The organism is Paenibacillus cisolokensis (assembly GCF_018403665.1).
Lineage (GTDB): Bacteria > Bacillota > Bacilli > Paenibacillales > Paenibacillaceae > Paenibacillus_AH > Paenibacillus_AH cisolokensis.
Window position 1 is genome coordinate 1 of sequence record NZ_BOVJ01000067.1, and the last position, 14,941, is coordinate 14,941.

The 14,941-nt window shown below is 53.6% G+C and carries 19 protein-coding genes; 15 read left to right on the forward strand and 4 right to left on the reverse strand.

The window, feature by feature from the left end; all coding sequences use genetic code 11:
- Positions 1-95: 95 nt before the first annotated feature.
- From PACILC2_RS09725 to PACILC2_RS09735, 3 genes are all read right to left on the reverse strand, one after another.
- Positions 96-1,232 carry a site-specific integrase gene (locus PACILC2_RS09725; RefSeq protein WP_213528690.1) on the reverse strand — a complete coding sequence of 379 codons (1,137 nt, stop codon included), beginning with the start codon at positions 1,230-1,232 and terminating at the stop codon, positions 96-98.
- A 74-nt stretch (positions 1,233-1,306) separates the two neighbouring features.
- Complete coding sequence (locus PACILC2_RS09730; RefSeq protein ID WP_213528691.1) at positions 1,307-1,717, reverse strand: ImmA/IrrE family metallo-endopeptidase; 411 nt, start codon at positions 1,715-1,717, stop codon at positions 1,307-1,309.
- A 17-nt stretch (positions 1,718-1,734) separates the two neighbouring features.
- Positions 1,735-2,151, reverse strand: coding sequence for a helix-turn-helix domain-containing protein (locus tag PACILC2_RS09735; RefSeq protein ID WP_244863395.1), 417 nt, complete (start codon positions 2,149-2,151; stop codon positions 1,735-1,737).
- A 103-nt stretch (positions 2,152-2,254) separates the two neighbouring features.
- On the opposite strand from PACILC2_RS09735, the gene PACILC2_RS09740 reads away from it, so the two are divergent.
- The 11 genes from PACILC2_RS09740 to PACILC2_RS09790 all read left to right on the forward strand — a co-directional run bounded on the left by PACILC2_RS09740 (position 2,255) and on the right by PACILC2_RS09790 (position 9,035).
- Positions 2,255-2,467: a helix-turn-helix transcriptional regulator gene (locus tag PACILC2_RS09740; RefSeq protein WP_213528693.1), complete on the forward strand. Its 213-nt coding sequence runs from the start codon at positions 2,255-2,257 to the stop codon at positions 2,465-2,467.
- Positions 2,468-2,593: 126 nt separating this feature from the next.
- Positions 2,594-2,869 carry a DUF771 domain-containing protein gene (locus PACILC2_RS09745; protein ID WP_244863396.1) on the forward strand — a complete coding sequence of 92 codons (276 nt, stop codon included), beginning with the start codon at positions 2,594-2,596 and terminating at the stop codon, positions 2,867-2,869.
- Positions 2,870-2,883: 14 nt separating this feature from the next.
- Positions 2,884-3,084, forward strand: a complete 201-nt coding sequence (locus tag PACILC2_RS09750; protein WP_213528694.1) for a hypothetical protein — start codon at positions 2,884-2,886, stop codon at positions 3,082-3,084.
- A gap of 1 nt (position 3,085) precedes the next feature.
- The gene (locus PACILC2_RS09755; protein WP_213528695.1) at positions 3,086-3,397 is read left to right on the forward strand and encodes a hypothetical protein; all 312 of its coding nucleotides are present in this window, start codon (positions 3,086-3,088) and stop codon (positions 3,395-3,397) included.
- Positions 3,398-3,413: 16 nt separating this feature from the next.
- Positions 3,414-3,755: a hypothetical protein gene (locus PACILC2_RS09760; protein ID WP_213528696.1), complete on the forward strand. Its 342-nt coding sequence runs from the start codon at positions 3,414-3,416 to the stop codon at positions 3,753-3,755.
- 234 nt (positions 3,756-3,989) lie between these two features.
- The gene (locus PACILC2_RS09765; RefSeq protein ID WP_213528697.1) at positions 3,990-4,256 is read left to right on the forward strand and encodes a hypothetical protein; all 267 of its coding nucleotides are present in this window, start codon (positions 3,990-3,992) and stop codon (positions 4,254-4,256) included.
- Positions 4,257-4,410: 154 nt separating this feature from the next.
- Complete coding sequence (locus PACILC2_RS09770) at positions 4,411-4,656, forward strand: hypothetical protein (RefSeq protein WP_213528698.1); 246 nt, start codon at positions 4,411-4,413, stop codon at positions 4,654-4,656.
- The gene (locus PACILC2_RS09775) at positions 4,637-5,836 is read left to right on the forward strand and encodes a DUF2800 domain-containing protein (protein WP_213528699.1); all 1,200 of its coding nucleotides are present in this window, start codon (positions 4,637-4,639) and stop codon (positions 5,834-5,836) included. Before PACILC2_RS09770 ends, PACILC2_RS09775 begins: the two co-directional genes overlap by 20 nt.
- Before the next feature lie 6 nt (positions 5,837-5,842).
- Positions 5,843-6,445 (forward strand): DUF2815 family protein, encoded by a 603-nt coding sequence (locus tag PACILC2_RS09780; protein ID WP_213528700.1) that lies wholly within the window; start codon positions 5,843-5,845, stop codon positions 6,443-6,445.
- A 59-nt stretch (positions 6,446-6,504) separates the two neighbouring features.
- Complete coding sequence (locus PACILC2_RS26695; protein WP_244863397.1) at positions 6,505-7,086, forward strand: nucleoside triphosphate pyrophosphohydrolase family protein; 582 nt, start codon at positions 6,505-6,507, stop codon at positions 7,084-7,086.
- Positions 7,083-9,035, forward strand: coding sequence for a DNA polymerase (locus PACILC2_RS09790; RefSeq protein WP_213528701.1), 1,953 nt, complete (start codon positions 7,083-7,085; stop codon positions 9,033-9,035). The genes PACILC2_RS26695 and PACILC2_RS09790 overlap by 4 nt, the downstream gene beginning before the upstream one ends.
- Here the strand turns inward: PACILC2_RS09790 and PACILC2_RS09795 are convergent.
- Positions 9,032-9,859, reverse strand: a complete 828-nt coding sequence (locus PACILC2_RS09795; RefSeq protein ID WP_213528702.1) for a hypothetical protein — start codon at positions 9,857-9,859, stop codon at positions 9,032-9,034. The two genes, PACILC2_RS09790 and PACILC2_RS09795, sit on opposite strands and share 4 nt — an antisense overlap.
- A 90-nt stretch (positions 9,860-9,949) precedes the next feature.
- Here PACILC2_RS09795 and PACILC2_RS09800 point away from each other — a divergent pair, with 90 nt between their 5' ends.
- The 4 genes from PACILC2_RS09800 (at position 9,950) to PACILC2_RS26705 (ending at position 14,889) form a co-directional block, all read left to right on the forward strand.
- The gene (locus tag PACILC2_RS09800) at positions 9,950-11,314 is read left to right on the forward strand and encodes a DEAD/DEAH box helicase family protein (protein ID WP_244863398.1); all 1,365 of its coding nucleotides are present in this window, start codon (positions 9,950-9,952) and stop codon (positions 11,312-11,314) included.
- Between the two features lie 232 nt (positions 11,315-11,546).
- On the forward strand, positions 11,547-12,533 hold the full coding sequence (locus PACILC2_RS09805) for a DNA-methyltransferase (protein WP_213528703.1): 987 nt from the start codon (positions 11,547-11,549) through the stop codon (positions 12,531-12,533).
- A gap of 5 nt (positions 12,534-12,538) precedes the next feature.
- A complete protein-coding gene (locus tag PACILC2_RS26700) occupies positions 12,539-13,549 on the forward strand; it encodes a hypothetical protein (protein WP_244863399.1) in 1,011 nt (336 codons plus the stop codon).
- Positions 13,516-14,889, forward strand: a complete 1,374-nt coding sequence (locus tag PACILC2_RS26705) for a virulence-associated E family protein (RefSeq protein ID WP_244863400.1) — start codon at positions 13,516-13,518, stop codon at positions 14,887-14,889. The genes PACILC2_RS26700 and PACILC2_RS26705 overlap by 34 nt, the downstream gene beginning before the upstream one ends.
- Positions 14,890-14,941: the final 52 nt, after the last annotated feature.

Below are 14,941 nucleotides of genomic sequence, written 5' to 3' on the forward strand. Positions count from 1 at the left end.
GAATCGAATTACAATATGGCTGGTTAAGTGCTTGATTTATAAGGATTCTGAACGTTGCGACTGACGTTTTCCCACAAACTGCCCACATTGTTAGTCTAAAATAAAACGGCGCTCAACTGGCTAGCCGCTTCCTTTTGCATATTTGGCAGCACGTGCGAATAAGTGTCCATTGTTGTTTTGATTGTTGCGTGGCCAAGCATCTCCTGCACAACCTTCGGATTAACGTTTGAGGATAATAAAGTCGTAGCGAACGTGTGTCGAAGGCCGTGAAATGAGATTCGAGATACTCCGGATTCTGCAACCGTCTTTAAAAACTGCTTGTCCAGCGAATTTGGATAGAGGATCTTGTTTGTTTTAGGGCTAGGAAATACAAGATTTAATTCATTTGCCGGACAAGCAAGTTGCCATTTTTTTAACGCTTTAACAGTCTGTTCTGGGAGTTGGATTGTACGAATCGAGCTTTCCGTTTTTGGAGCATCTTTTAAATATATTGATTTTTGGGCCCATACAATGGTTCGTTTTACTCTGACAATTCCTGATTTAGTGTCGACATCATCCCATTTCAGCCCTAATATTTCCCCTTTTCTCATGCCGGAAGTGAGTGCAAGCAGGAAAAGGGTATAATAAATCAAAGGCCCTTTCATGGCATGTGAAAGGAAAATTTTTTGTTCATCGATCGTCCACACCTTTATTTTTGTGTTTTTCCTGGACGTAGATGGTTTTTTCACCAATTGGAAAGGGTTCCTCGCGATCATATTCCACCTGACAGCTTGGTTAAATGCTTTGTTCAACAACCTCCCTATATTTTGGACATGGCCTGGTCCATATTTTTCACGGAGATCGTTGTAAAATTTTTGGATGTGACTTGGTGAAAGATCAGACAGTTTTACTTTGCCGATATGGGGCTTGATATGGTTTTGAACATATGCTAATCGTTGCTCATAAGTGTTCGGAGCAACTTCGTTTTTTAGCGTGTTTTTCACGTAATCCGTCATAAATTCCTCAACCGTCATCTTGGATGGTTCAGTGTAAATCCCTCGCAACAATTCATACTGTATCCGTTTTGCCTCAGCCTCGGCCTCTGCTTTAGAGGTAAAACCTCCAATCTCCTTTTGCTTCCGTTTGCCTGTTTTAGGGTCTACGATGTCATATCGATAGTACCACTTTGCCCCGCAATTGCAGCGCTTACGATCTGGTGGACATTTGCAGCCACGCTGGCGGAATGATCCCATGGTTGTCAACTCCTCACAAACATATGTTCGGTAAAAGGTATATTTAAACAGCCTCGCGGCTGAAAAGCGCAAGTTTACATAAAGAATTTACTCATTTCCGGCGGAATGTCATTGCGTTTCAAAAAATCAGCGATTGTTTCTCCTCTTTGCGGCTGGTCTCCCACGGTCAGCAGGCGGATGGCAAATTTATTGGCTTGGCGCTCGAATTTGCCGGGATGAAAAAATGAATGCTCGTCCAACCAAAAACGATTAAGACCAGGATGCAGACGGTCATGGGCCAACTCGTGAGCGCATACAAAGCGTTGCCAGCGTTCGTCTAGATTCTCATGAATGACTATGTAGCGGCGGCGCAGCATGCGGACGTATAGGCCGCGAGTATTGTTACCGAGATCGCGAAACCATACATTTATACCGAGACACCCAGCAAGCTCAAAAGGATCGTTTGTTTTGTATTTACGAAATAGCCTTCGAATAATGTCGTCCATCGCGGCGCCTCCCCGGTCTATTCATCGATGGGCTTCCTTTTATTCTTTTTCTTCGCATCCCAGAAGATCGCTTCCATGACCTTCAAAACCTTTTCCTTATCCTCTTCGTCGATCGGCACGCCGTCGAACATAACCGGTGCGTCTTCCTCGAGTAGCTTTTTGAAGTCCAGTCTATCGCGGTACGTTGCCCAAGAAGGGATAGGATTTGGGTTTTCGATTTTAGTTTGAAACTTCAAATCACTACGCCCTAGGAGATAATCAGTAGACGTTTCTAAAATATCCGCTATTTTCTGTAAGTCTTCTGCTGTAGGTGTTACTCTGTCGTTTTCGATGTGACCGAAGTTCGACCGGCCCATCCCCAATTTTTCAGCTATCTGCTGCTGTGTGAGTTTTCTCTCTAACCTTAATTCCTTAATTCTCCTACCTAAAGACATACGGTTCACTCCGTCCAAATTAAATTTTAAATTTGGGTATTTAAAATACTTGACGGTAGTGAAAATACCGTTTATAATGAGACACAAAAGGAGGTGATGTTAATTGAAACGGACTGCGCTTCAGAATGCCCGTAAAGAAAGAGGATTGACTCGCATACAGTTCGCGGAGAAATTAGGGGTTTCCGCTGAACACGTTAAAAGCCTTGAGTACGGGCGAGTCAATCCTAGTCCGCAACTGCTGTTCAAAATTAGCGCCGAGTTGTCGGAGCCGCCGGAAGCACTTTTCCCTGACATCGTTTCATCTGCCTACAATTAGTATTTTCAATACCCAAGATTATTATATTAACTGCTAATGGTATTGTCAATACCAATTCTTCCAGTACCAGTATATTTTTTTGATTATAGACGGTAATTTAAATACCCTTATGTGGGGTGGTTGATATTGAGCTTAATAAGCGTTCAAGTAGACGATTCGGTCGTCCTTGCTCAGCTCAAGGAGCAAGTCGCCGAAAAGCTCAAGGAGTATGACGCCGAACTGGTATTCTGGGACCGTCAAGAGTTGATGCGTCGAACCTGCATGAGCTGGAACTTTATCCAGGATCAATTTTTCTTCGACCCGAGGTTTCCGAAATTCAAGATCGGCAACAAGTGGTATTTCCCGGCCAAAGAGACGCGGGAATTCCTGGTCGAGTGGATACGGGAACAGAAAACAGGGTGAAGGGAGGCCGCAACATGACAGCAATCCAAAGGCGCATTGACGCCCGGCGTCGGCAGCTGGCACAGATTGATGACTCGGTAATGGTCGAACTCTGTGTGACCGATCCGAGAAGCGGCGACATAAAGTTTGTCACACAAATCTCTGTCGAGCAGGCCAGAGATTTGCTCCAGCGCGAGATCGACGACCTGGAGCGGATCGTGAGAGCGAGGAGGTAACATGATCACAAAAATCTGGCGGCTGACGCCCGAGCAAATCGCCGACTACAAGCCTGGGATGGACCTGGGCGAGCCGCACGAGGTCAAGGACGTGCCCGTTATCGTTTATATCTCAGACCTCGATGAGGCGAAACGTAGGGCGGCCCGGGGCAACCAGACGAAAGCAAAACGCAAATCGTTGCTAACCGCTAGGTTGTACGACAGCCTGCGCCGTGACGGCTACAGCGATCAGGAGATCGCGAAGCAGTACGGTATCAAGCACAAAACGCTTACAGCTTATAAGTCCCTCTGGCGCAAAAGAGAGGAGCTTTGAAAGGAGGTGACCAACTTTGAAGATCGTCAACCTTACGCCCCATGACGTGAAAGTATACGATGCTGACGCAAAGTCCGTCATTCGTGTCTACCCGGCATCCGGGAAGATCGCGCGGGTGAAAAGCCAAGCGGTCGTTGTCGGCGAAGCGAACGGAATCGAAGTCGTCCGCACGAAATTCGACGAAATCGTCGATCTGCCCGGACCACAGCCGGGAACGAAATATATCGTCTCGCTGCTGGTATTGCAGGCAGCTGCCGGGACGCGCGACGACCTGATCGGACCGGATACGGGCTTCGCGAGCGTCGTCAGGGACGCCGAAGGCAATATCCTCGGTGTCCGGCGGTTCCAAGTTCTTTGAAAGGAGGTGAGGACCGTGAGCAGATCGCAACGCCTGCGGAGCCTGATCAATCTTAAGCAGCTCGTCGACACGGCGAGGAGCGAGAGGACGCGGACTGTATTCGCCCGGCAGTACCAGGCCGCAGAAAAGCGAAACGCCGCCCTAGCCGACGGCGCTTCACAAGCAACTGGAAATATCAAGTTCAGCTCTATTGTAGCACACATTTAACTTCTAAATAAATAGGAGGTCTCTTAAATGTCTGTTCAAATTCACATCAACGGCGACAACGCCGGCGAAGCAATCCAGGAGCTTGCCGCTCTGGCAGCGGCGTTCACTACAAAGTCGGTAGAGGTTGTAGAAAACCGCAGGAGGAGAAGCCGAAGCGTCAACGGCCGACCAAGACCGAGCAACCGGAAAAGAAAGCCGATCCGGTACCGGAGGAGCAGGACGAAGGTACGGAACCGGAAAGCTCCGATGCGGATGACGCGGAAGGCTCGGACGCTCCAGTACCGACCGACGTAGAGCTGCGCGCAGCGGCTGCTGAGGTCGGTAAGAAAGGCCCGGAAGCCAAGCAGGCGATCAAGGATCTGCTCGGAAAATACGGTGTCCCAAATGTCACGGCAGTCCCTAACAGCAAGCGAGCGGCGTTTCTCCGCGATCTGGAGGCGTTATCCTGATGCCGGCGACGAAGAACAGGGCCCGCGACTTGGAGTTTGATCTTTCGATCTGTGAACGATGGGACCTCGGAAACCCGGATATTACGAATGAATTTGTTCGGCAAGCCCTCGAAGGCTGGCCGTATGCGATCCGGCGGGCGCTGGCCGCAGAGGCCGAGATCGATCGGCTCCGGAACGAACTGAACATCCTGCAGCAGCAACTTTACGGATCGGAGGTGTACGGGATTGGTACAAGCGCACTCTGAACGCGCCCACGCCTTACTTAGTGCGTCCAAGGCGGCCCAGTGGATCAATTGCCCGCCGAGCGCCCGGCTGCAGGAGCGGCTGCCGGACAAACGGAGCGAGTATGCCGATCAAGGTACGGTCGCACATGAGCTGGCCGAGCTCAAGCTGCGCCGGCGGCTGACGCCGTGTAACTCCAAACAACGGCGAGAGATTGACGCAGCCATCGGCTATCTCCAGCAAAATCCACTCTACGACGCGGAGATGGAGTCAGCCGTCAACGAATACGTCGAAATCGTCGAGGAGCGATTCATGGCCGCGAAGGCCCGCAGCTCCGACGCCACAATACTTCTGGAGGAATCACTAGATTTCTCCGAATGGGTGCCGGACGGTTACGGGACCGGCGACGTCGTCCTGATCAGCGACGGTGTACTTGAGGTGATCGACCTGAAATACGGCAAAGGTGTACCGGTCAGCGCAGTCGGCAATCCGCAGATCAGGCTCTACGGCCTCGGTGCCTGGAATGCCTATAACTACCTGTACGACATCCGGGAGATCCATGGCACGATTGTCCAGCCGCGGCTCGACAATATAAGCACAGACATTATGTCGGTCGACGAATTGCTCGAATGGGCGGAGACGGTCGTGCGTCCCGCAGCAGCTCTGGCCTATGAGGGCAAAGGAGAATACAAGCCGGGCGATCACTGCCGCTGGTGCAAGGTCAAAGGCAATTGCCGGGCCCGCGCCGACGCCAATATGGCGGCGCTGCAGTATGAATTCCAGGACCCAGCGTTGCTCACGCTCGACGAGATCGGATCAATCCTCCACGTCGCGGAGCAGCTCTCCGCGTGGGCGAAAGACGTCGCGGATTACGCTTTCGAGCAGGCAAAGGCCGGCCAAAAGGTTCCAGGTTGGAAGCTCGTCGAGGGTCGGAGTAACCGGCAGATCACGGATAAAGACGCGGCGCGATCGGCGCTGGAGGCCGCCGGTTTGGAGCCGGCCGATTACCTCAAGCCGCAAGATCTCCTCGGGATCGGCGACTTGGAAAAGCGGATTGGTAAGAAGGAGCTGGCCGCGCTGATCGGCGATCTGATCGTCAAGCCGCCAGGCAAGCCGGTACTTGTCCCGGAGACTGACAAGCGGCTGGAGCTCAACAGCGTCGAGAACGATTTCGCAAACGAAAATTTTAATTTGGAGGACTGATCTTTCATGGCAATCGACAATCAAGCAACGAAGGTAATCACGGGTAAGGTACGCCTTTCTTACGCCCATATTTGGGAGCCGCAATCAATCGATGGTGGCGAAGAAAAATATAGCTGCTCGATCCTCATTCCGAAATCGGATAAGGAGACGTTGCGCAAGATCAAGGCTGCTGTTGATGCCGCTGTCGAGCTCGGCAAGAGCAAATGGGGCGGCAAGGTCCCTGCGAATCTCAAAAAGCCGCTCCGGGACGGCGATGAGGAGCGCCCGGACGACGAAGCATACGCTGGCCACTACTTCCTGAATGCGACGAGTAAGAACAAGCCCGGGATCGCCAAGCCGATCGGGAAAGGGCCCGACGGGAAAGTCAAATTCCAAGAAATCACGGACACCACGGAAGTCTATTCCGGCTGTTATGCCAAGGTTTCACTGAACTTCTATCCGTTTGATGCTCGCGGGAACCGCGGCGTCGCGGCCGGCTTGAACAACATCGTCAAAGTCCAGGACGGCGATTATCTGGGTGGCCGGGCAAGTCTGCAGGATGACTTCGCCAATGAAGATTTTGACGACGTAGTCGACATCAGCGACGACGATGACGATTTCTTGAGCTAATGACGACGGTGGGGATTCGGTAGCGGGTCCCCTTTCCTATCAAAAGGGAGGTACTCGAAGTGAGTGGAACCAGCACGCAATACAAATACGCGGTCGTGAAAATCGCTGATATCGATACCTTATTGCCCGAAGATGAGCGCCAATCCATGTACCACCTTCTCAATAGGATTAGCGAGCTAAGAGAGGCAAACGGGAAGAAATACAACCAGTACATTGTCGTCAACTCCGATGAGCCTTACGCCCATGACATCGTCGGCATTCTCAAGAAGAACGGCCATTGGGGACCTGGGAATAACGCTCTACTCCCGCACCCGATCAGCATTCAACAACTCATTAATGAGGCTCACCAGAACGCCATCGACAAAGGCTGGTATGATGAGCCGCGGACCTTCGGCGAGGTCATCGCTCTTATACATTCCGAGCTGTCGGAGGCGCTGGAGGATCATAGGAATGGCCGGGGCTTTACGGAGGTTTGGTACGAAGGTGATAAGCCCTGCGGAATTCCGACAGAGCTTGCCGATGTGGTGATTCGGATCTTCGACGTCTGCGGTTATCTGGGGATCGATCTGGAGACGGCGATCCTGGAGAAGATGACCTATAACGCATCGCGGCCGCGCCGGCATGGAGGGAAGAAGCTGTGACCGTCCTTCGGATCGACGTTGAAACCTATTCCAGCGTCGATCTGATCAAGTGCGGCGTTCATCGGTATGTCGAGGCGCCGGATTTCGAGATCCTGCTGTTCGCTTACGCCTGGGATAACGATCCGGTTGAGGTCGTCGATCTAACAGCGTTCGAAGACCTACCGACTGATGTCTATGACGCGTTGACCGATCCAAACGTCATCAAGACCGCATTCAACGCGGCTTTTGAACGAACAACGATCGCCAAACATTTCGGTATTGAATGCGATCCGCTCCAGTGGCGCTGTACGGCGGTCCATGCGCTCACGCTCGGCCTTCCCGGCAGTCTGGAGGGGGTAGCCGAGGTGCTCAAGCTAGAAGCGAAGAAGGACGCACGGGGCAAAGCATTAATCAAGTATTTCTCCGTCCCGTGCAAGCCGACCAAGGTCAACGGTGGCCGGACGCGGAACCTACCGCATCACGACGTGCAAAAATGGCAGCAGTTCGTGGAGTATTGCCGGCAGGACGTCGTCGTCGAACGGGAGATCGCCAAAAAGCTGGAACGCTTCCCGGTCCCCGATCACGAATGGCGGCTATGGGCGCTCGATCAGCAAATCAACGACCGCGGCGTCCGGCTGGACCCGGAGCTGTTCAAAAGGGCAATCGAATGTGACCAGCAATATAAAGATCGAGTCATGCAAGAGGCTAAGGAGCTGACCGGGCTTGAAAACCCGAACAGCGACGCACAGATCAAGGGGTGGCTCGCCGAGCACGGGCTTGTGACGAACACGCTTCAGAAAGATGACATGCCGGTGCTGTTGGACCAGGCGCCGAATGATGAGACGCGGCGGATACTCGAGCTTCGTAAGGATCTCGGCAAAAAGGCTGACAAGTACGAAGCGATGGACCGCTCAATTTGTAGAGATGGACGAGCGCGGGGGCTGCTGCAATTTTGCGGAGCTAACCGGACGTGGCGCTGGGCCGGTCGTTTGATCCAAGTGCAAAACCTGCCGCAAAACAAGATCGAAGACTTGGCACTCGCGCGGGAGGTTTTACGCAGCGGCGACTATGATCTGCTAGAGATGCTGTTCGGTTCCCCGCCGTTTGTCCTCTCCCAGCTCATCCGAACCGCGTTCATCCCGTCGCCCGGCTGCCGATTTATCGTCGCTGACTTTTCAGCCATTGAGGCGCGTGTGATCGCCTGGTTGGCGGATGAACAATGGGTGCTCGACGTATTTCGCGGGCACGGCAAGATATACGAGGCAACGGCATCGCAGATGTTCGGAATTCCCTTCGAGACGATCGTCAAAGGACACCCGAATTACAAATATCGGGCACCTGGAAAAGTCGCGACACTTGCGTGCGGCTTCCAGGGTGGCGAGAACGCCATGGCAAACATGGACAAAGGCAAAGAGATCGAATCGAGCGAATACCCAGCCCTTGTCAAGAAGTGGCGCGCGGCGAACCCGAACATCGTGAAGTTGTGGTATGCCGCGGAGGAGGCAGCCGTAAGAGCCGTCCGCGAGAAAACGACCGTTAAGCTCAAACACGGCGTCCGCTATCGCTACGAATCCGGCATGTTGTTCGCCGATCTACCGTCTGGCCGAAGCCTCGCTTATGTCAAACCGCGTATCAAGCCGGACCCGAAATTCGGAAAAGACGGCGTTGTATTCGACGGCATGGACCAGCAATCCGGGAAATGGGTCTCGCACCGGACGTACGGCGGCCGGCTCGTGGAAAACCTGGTTCAGGCGATCGCCCGGGACTGCCTGGCGGAGAGTTTGATGCGGCTGGATTCGGAAGGGTATCGGATCGTCATGCACGTGCATGACGAGGTTGTTTTGGAGGTGCCGATCGGGACCGGCTCAGTGGAGCATGTAACGGAGATCATGAGCCGGCCGATTGATTGGGCCCCCGGGTTACCACTGGCTGCGGCCGGATTTGAGTGTGAATTCTATCAGAAGGATTAACTGAAAAGGCTTGCTCGACGTTCATCCAAAATATTCCATATTTCTTCTGCTAGTAATTGTTTGGGTAAGCTATAGGCAGGTGTACTTCTGTTTTTTAAGTAATCAATTACGAAATTAGTTAAGTTATCAGGTTCTAACCTTGAGTCCGGGCTAAGATTTTTCATGTATTCGTCGATTGCTTCGTTTATAGCATTCCGGACATCCATCTTTGGACTGTATCTTCTAGGCTTCACTATATTATTTAACTTCTTAAGCGAGGATATATCAGATTGCAATTCTGACAATTTATCAAAGATAAGGTCAAAAGGTGTAACTTCCGTCTCTTCAAGTTTTGCTACTTTAAACTGCCCAAAACTTTTAAGAAACGGTGAATGGTTAGGATCGTTGATGGAATCCTCATAGGTCGCAATAACCTTCTTTAAAAGAATTTCTTTAAATTCAACTATCTTGGTAAATCTAAGGTCCCGGGGGTACTCTATATGCTCAATTCCACTTGTATCAAAAGAAAATGTCGTTTTGTCATCCTTTATTATAACAGTTGGTTTATCAAACGCTAAACGCATTCCTAGTTCAAACATTACGTTCGGATTCTTACAACTTACATCACAAATTACTATATCTGAGTTATAGATTCCTTGAACAATTCTTTTATGTATAAGCCCAATACTGTCAGATTCACTTACGATTTTGGTTTCAAACTGATATTTATCATTTGAAATAAGCGACTCACTAATGATTGATTTTACCTCAAGCCAATGCCCCTCACTGCAGTTATCGATTGCTGCTATGGGCATTATAAGACCTACGTTAACAGTCTTAACCATTGTATGGCCCCTATCATTATAGATTAAGTTTTGAATATATCTATTCGACACAATTTACTAATTTCCTCTACATTGTGAGGTGAATATATCTTGGACTATTGTTCCTTTATACAAAACAAGCGCGCCGTCATGCCACCGTCTGGCTTTTCAGTCGACCGGGACGATCTGCATCCAAGCCTGTTCGACTTCCAGCGCGATCTCGTCCATTGGGCGTTGCGGCGGGGACGTGCGGCGATCTTCGCCGGCACGGGGCTCGGCAAAACACGCATGCAAACCGAATGGGCCATGAACGTGCACAGATTGACCGGGGGCGACGTGCTCATGCTCGCCCCTCTGGCGGTCGCTGCGCAGACGGTCCGGGAAGCTGCAGAGCTCGGGTACGAGATCACGATGTGCCGGAGCCAGGACGACGTCAGGCCGGGGCTCAATATCACGAACTATGAGATGTTACGACATTTTGAGCCGGTCTTGTTCGATGGGGTTGTCCTGGACGAGAGCTCTATCCTCAAATCGTTTACCGGGAAGATCCGGACGGAGTTGATCGAATCGTTCGCCTTTACACCGTACCGACTCGCTTGTACGGCGACGCCGGCGCCAAACGACTATATGGAGATTGGCAATCACGCCGAGTTCCTGGGCGTCATGAGCCGGTCGGAGATGCTGTCGATGTTCTTCGTCCACGACGGAGGGGAAACCCAGAAATGGCGGCTCAAGGGCCACGCGGAAGATGCGTTTTGGAAGTGGGTGGCAAGCTGGGGCGTCGTATTGGAGAAACCTTCCGATCTCGGCTATCCGGACGACGGATATATCTTGCCGCCGCTTAACGTCCAAGACGTCGTGATCGAAGTACCCGGAGAACCGGCCAAGACGCTGTCACAGCGGCAGCGTGCCCGGCGGGAGACGGTTGCTGAGCGGATAGCCGCCTGCGCTGAGATCGTCAATGCGACGGATCGACCGTTCCTCGTTTGGTGTGACCTTAACGTCGAGAGCGAGATGCTGGCTGCCGCCATTCCTGGCGCTGTCGAAGTCCGCGGGAGTGATAAGCCCGCACACAAGGAGCAGGCAATGCTCGACTTCGCCGTCGGCAAGATCCGAGTCCTCGTGACAAAGCCCTCGATCGCCGGGTTTGGCATGAACTGGCAGCATTGCGCGGACATGGCGTTCGTGGGGTTGTCAGATAGCTTTGAACAGGTCTTTCAGGCGATTCGGCGGTGTTACCGGTTCGGACAGACGCAGCCGGTGAACGTGCATATGATCACATCCAGCCGGGAGGGAGCGACGGCCGACAACATCAAGCGCAAAGAGGCCGACTTCCGGAAGATGGTCGCTGAAATGGTCCAGTACACAAAAGACATTACGTCGGAGTCGATCCGGCGGGCGGAGCGCGACGTGGCCGATTACCGGCCGGCACGACCGCTGATCATTCCGTCATGGTTAAGGAGTGAAGCTTCGTAATGGTTAATCGTAACACGCTTCACCAATCCCATTTACCAGAATTTGAAACATGGCTAACCTTAGATGGTTGGACGACGGAGCCAGCGAAGGGTGACTATGAAGTTCTTCGGGCAAGGAAAAACGGCAGGTTAATGATCATCTACAAACGGCTCCATAGCCAACATTTGACGGTCGATGTGCGGTTTAATGGCGTGGTTAGGGCCTTTATCAAACAGCGGAAGAGGTGAGCAATTTGCAGCAACAAGTTAACGCGATCGACCAAGTCATTGAGGAAGATTTCGCGCTTTACAACGGCGATTGCGTGGAGATTACCTGCGGCCTGCCGGACAACAGCATCCATTATTCGATCTTCTCGCCACCTTTCGCTTCATTATATACGTACTCGAACAGCGACCGGGATATGGGCAACTGTCGAAGCGATGAGGAGTTTTTCGAGCACTTCCGCTTCCTCATCCGCGAGCTTTACCGCGTAATCATCCCTGGACGGCTCGTGAGTTTTCACTGCATGAACCTGCCGACGAGCAAAGCCCATCACGGCTATATCGGCATCCGGGACTTCCGCGGTGAGCTGATCCGCGCGTTCGAGGCGGAGGGATTCATTTACCATAGCGAGGTCGTAATCTGGAAGGACCCGGTCGTTGCCCAGCAGCGAACAAAGGCGTTGGGCCTGCTCCATAAGCAGGTCGTTAAGGACAGCGCCATGAGTCGGCAGGGCATTCCGGATTATCTTGTCACGATGCGCAAGCCTGGCGTTAATCCGGAGCCGATCAGCGGCGAGTTCGAGGAATTTATCGGCGAAGGACTGGACGTCAGCCGGGAGGCTTACGAGCGACACGCTGCCGAGGTCCGGGCGGACGGCCGGGAGCCGTGGCCGTTTGAGATGTGGCGCAGTGTGTTCGTCTGGCAAAAGTATGCTTCACCGGTCTGGATGGACATTAACCCGAACAATACGCTGCAGTACCGTTCAGCGCGCGACGAGAAAGACGAGAAGCACATCTGTCCGCTGCAGCTCGATGTGATCGCCCGCGGCGTGGAGCTCTGGAGCAATCCGGGGGATATCGTATTTAGCCCGTTTGCCGGGATCGGCAGCGAAGGGTATCAGGCGATCAAGATGGGGCGGCGTTTCGTCGGCGTGGAGCTCAAGGAAAGTTATTACCGAGTCGCCGTGAACAACCTCCGAATGGCGGTGGATGAAGCATTTGACGAATTGCTGGGGTGACGGACATGCAAGAGCTTGATATTTCGTTCGGTAAGCACCGCGCCGACACGAACTGGAAACCTGAATATCTGACCTGGGACGAGTTCGTCGAGCGGCTCCGGAAGGTCCGCCGGACGGCGGAGACGATGGCGCAATACGACGCGATGACGCCCGCCGGCAAAGGCAAAGTCAAGGACGGTCCCGCTTTTGTTGGCGGGCTCGTCCGCGGCGGCCGTCGGAAGAAGGAGAACGTCGACACGCGCAGTCTGTTCACCCTGGATGCCGACTTTGCGGATGGCGATTTCCTCTTTACGGTCGAGCTCGTCCTGGGCGGCACGGCATACGCCGTTTACTCCACGCACAGCCACCGGCCGCACAAGCCCAAATATCGCCTCATCGTGCCGGCAGATCGGACGATGTCGCCAGACGAGTATACCGCAGCGGCCCGCAAGCTGGCGGAGAAGATCGGCATGACCTATTTCGATAAGACGACGTTCCAAGTCCACCGGCTCATGTATTTTCCGAGCTGCAGCAAGGATGCGGAGCCGGTGCTGGAGGTCTACGAGGGCGAGCCTCTGTCCGCCGATGGCCTGCTGGCGGAGTATGAGGACTGGCGCGACGTCACGGCGTGGCCGCGACACCCGGAGGAGACGAAGGCCGTCGAAACCGCCGGCAAGAAGGCGCAGGACCCGCGGGAAAAGCAAGGCACGATCGGACTATTCTGCCGTGCGTTCACAATCGAGGAGGGTATCGACACGTTTTGTCGGACGTCTACATCCCCGGTACGATGGCTAACCGGTACACGTACGTTGGCGGCACGTCGGCGAACGGGCTGGAGATTTACCCGGATCAGGACCTTTGCTACTCGCACCAGGACAGCGATCCGATCGCCGACGGCCGGACTTATAACCTGTTTGATCTTGTCCGGGTTCATAAATTCGGCCATCTGGATGACCAAGTCAAGGAACACACGCCGGACGCCAAGAAGCCGAGTCATCTCGCAATGGAACGTTGGGCGGCGGATCGGCCGGAGGTGAAAAAACTCGCCGCGGCTGAGCGGCAAACGGAGTTTGTCGAGATGGCGGAAGACCTGGACGGGGAAGAAGGAGACGAGCCTGGCGAGGAAGACTGGGAAACCAAACTGGAACTGCACCATAAAACTGGCCTACCTCTGCCGACAGCCGGAAATGTCGAGCTTATCCTTACGAATGGCCCTTGGCGAGGGGTGCTTGCCTATGACGCCTTCGGGAACACGGAGGTCATACGCAAGCCGCTGCCGTGGCGCGGCCGGGAACGTCCGGGGCGATCATACGAGCCATGGTTGGCCGCTGACGATAAGCGGCTACAGCATTGGTTTGCAAAGGTTCATGGGATCAACTCGACAAAGACGATTCAAAACGCCTTTACGGAGGTCGTCCATAAAAATACGTTTCATCCGATCAAGGCTTACATCGAAGGCGCGACGTGGGACGGTGTGCCACGCGCTGAACGAGTGTTTGTGACGTATCTCGGCGCCGCAGACACACACTACGTCCGCCAGGTGACACGCAAAATGCTGCTGGCGGCCGTGACGCGGCTGTATCGGCCAGGGTGCAAATTCGACCAGATGCTTGTGCTGGTAGGACCGCAGGGAGCTGGGAAAAGCTCATTGCTCGCAAAGCTTGGCCGGGATTGGTTCAGCGACAGTCTTCGGACGTTCGAGAATAAGGAAGCCGGCGAACACCTCCAGAATGGCTGGATTTTCGAGATCGGCGAGTTGAGTGCTATGAAGAAGTCCGAAGTCGAAGAGGTCAAGGCGTTTTTGTCGAAGACCGAGGATCGTTACCGGGTGGCTTACGACCGGCAAGTGTCGGAATTTCCGCGAAAGTGCGTCTTTTTCGGGACGACAAATACCCGGGATTTCCTTCGGGACGCCACCGGCAATCGGCGGTTCTGGCCGGTGGAAGTTGATCCGGAAAGAGCGGAGCTCAGTCATTGGGATCATTTCGGCGACTACGAGGTCCAGCAAGTCTGGGCTGAGGTTTTGACGTGGTTTAGGGCGGGCGAGGGCCTTGAACTGGACAGCGAAGCCCGCGAGGAGGCGGAGCGGCAGCAAGCGGCGCACCTGGAATCCGATCCGCGGGAGGGTCTGATCATGGAATGGCTAGAGTCCGAGGAGCTTGACGAACTGGACCGGCCGACGGGCCAGAAGCGGCAGCGCGTCTGTGCGGCCCAAATCTGGGTTGAATGCCTAGGTAAGCGGAGAGGCGACATGCGCCCTTGGGAGGGGAAAGAAATTATGGACATCCTGCGACGCATACCGGGTTGGACCGAACGAAAAGGGAAGGCAAAAGTCCCAGGATATGGCGTTCAGAGGGTGTTTGAGCGGTTGCCGTAGCAGGTTGCCAAGAGGTTGCCGCGATTGCCGTAACAGGTTGCCAAGGTTGCCG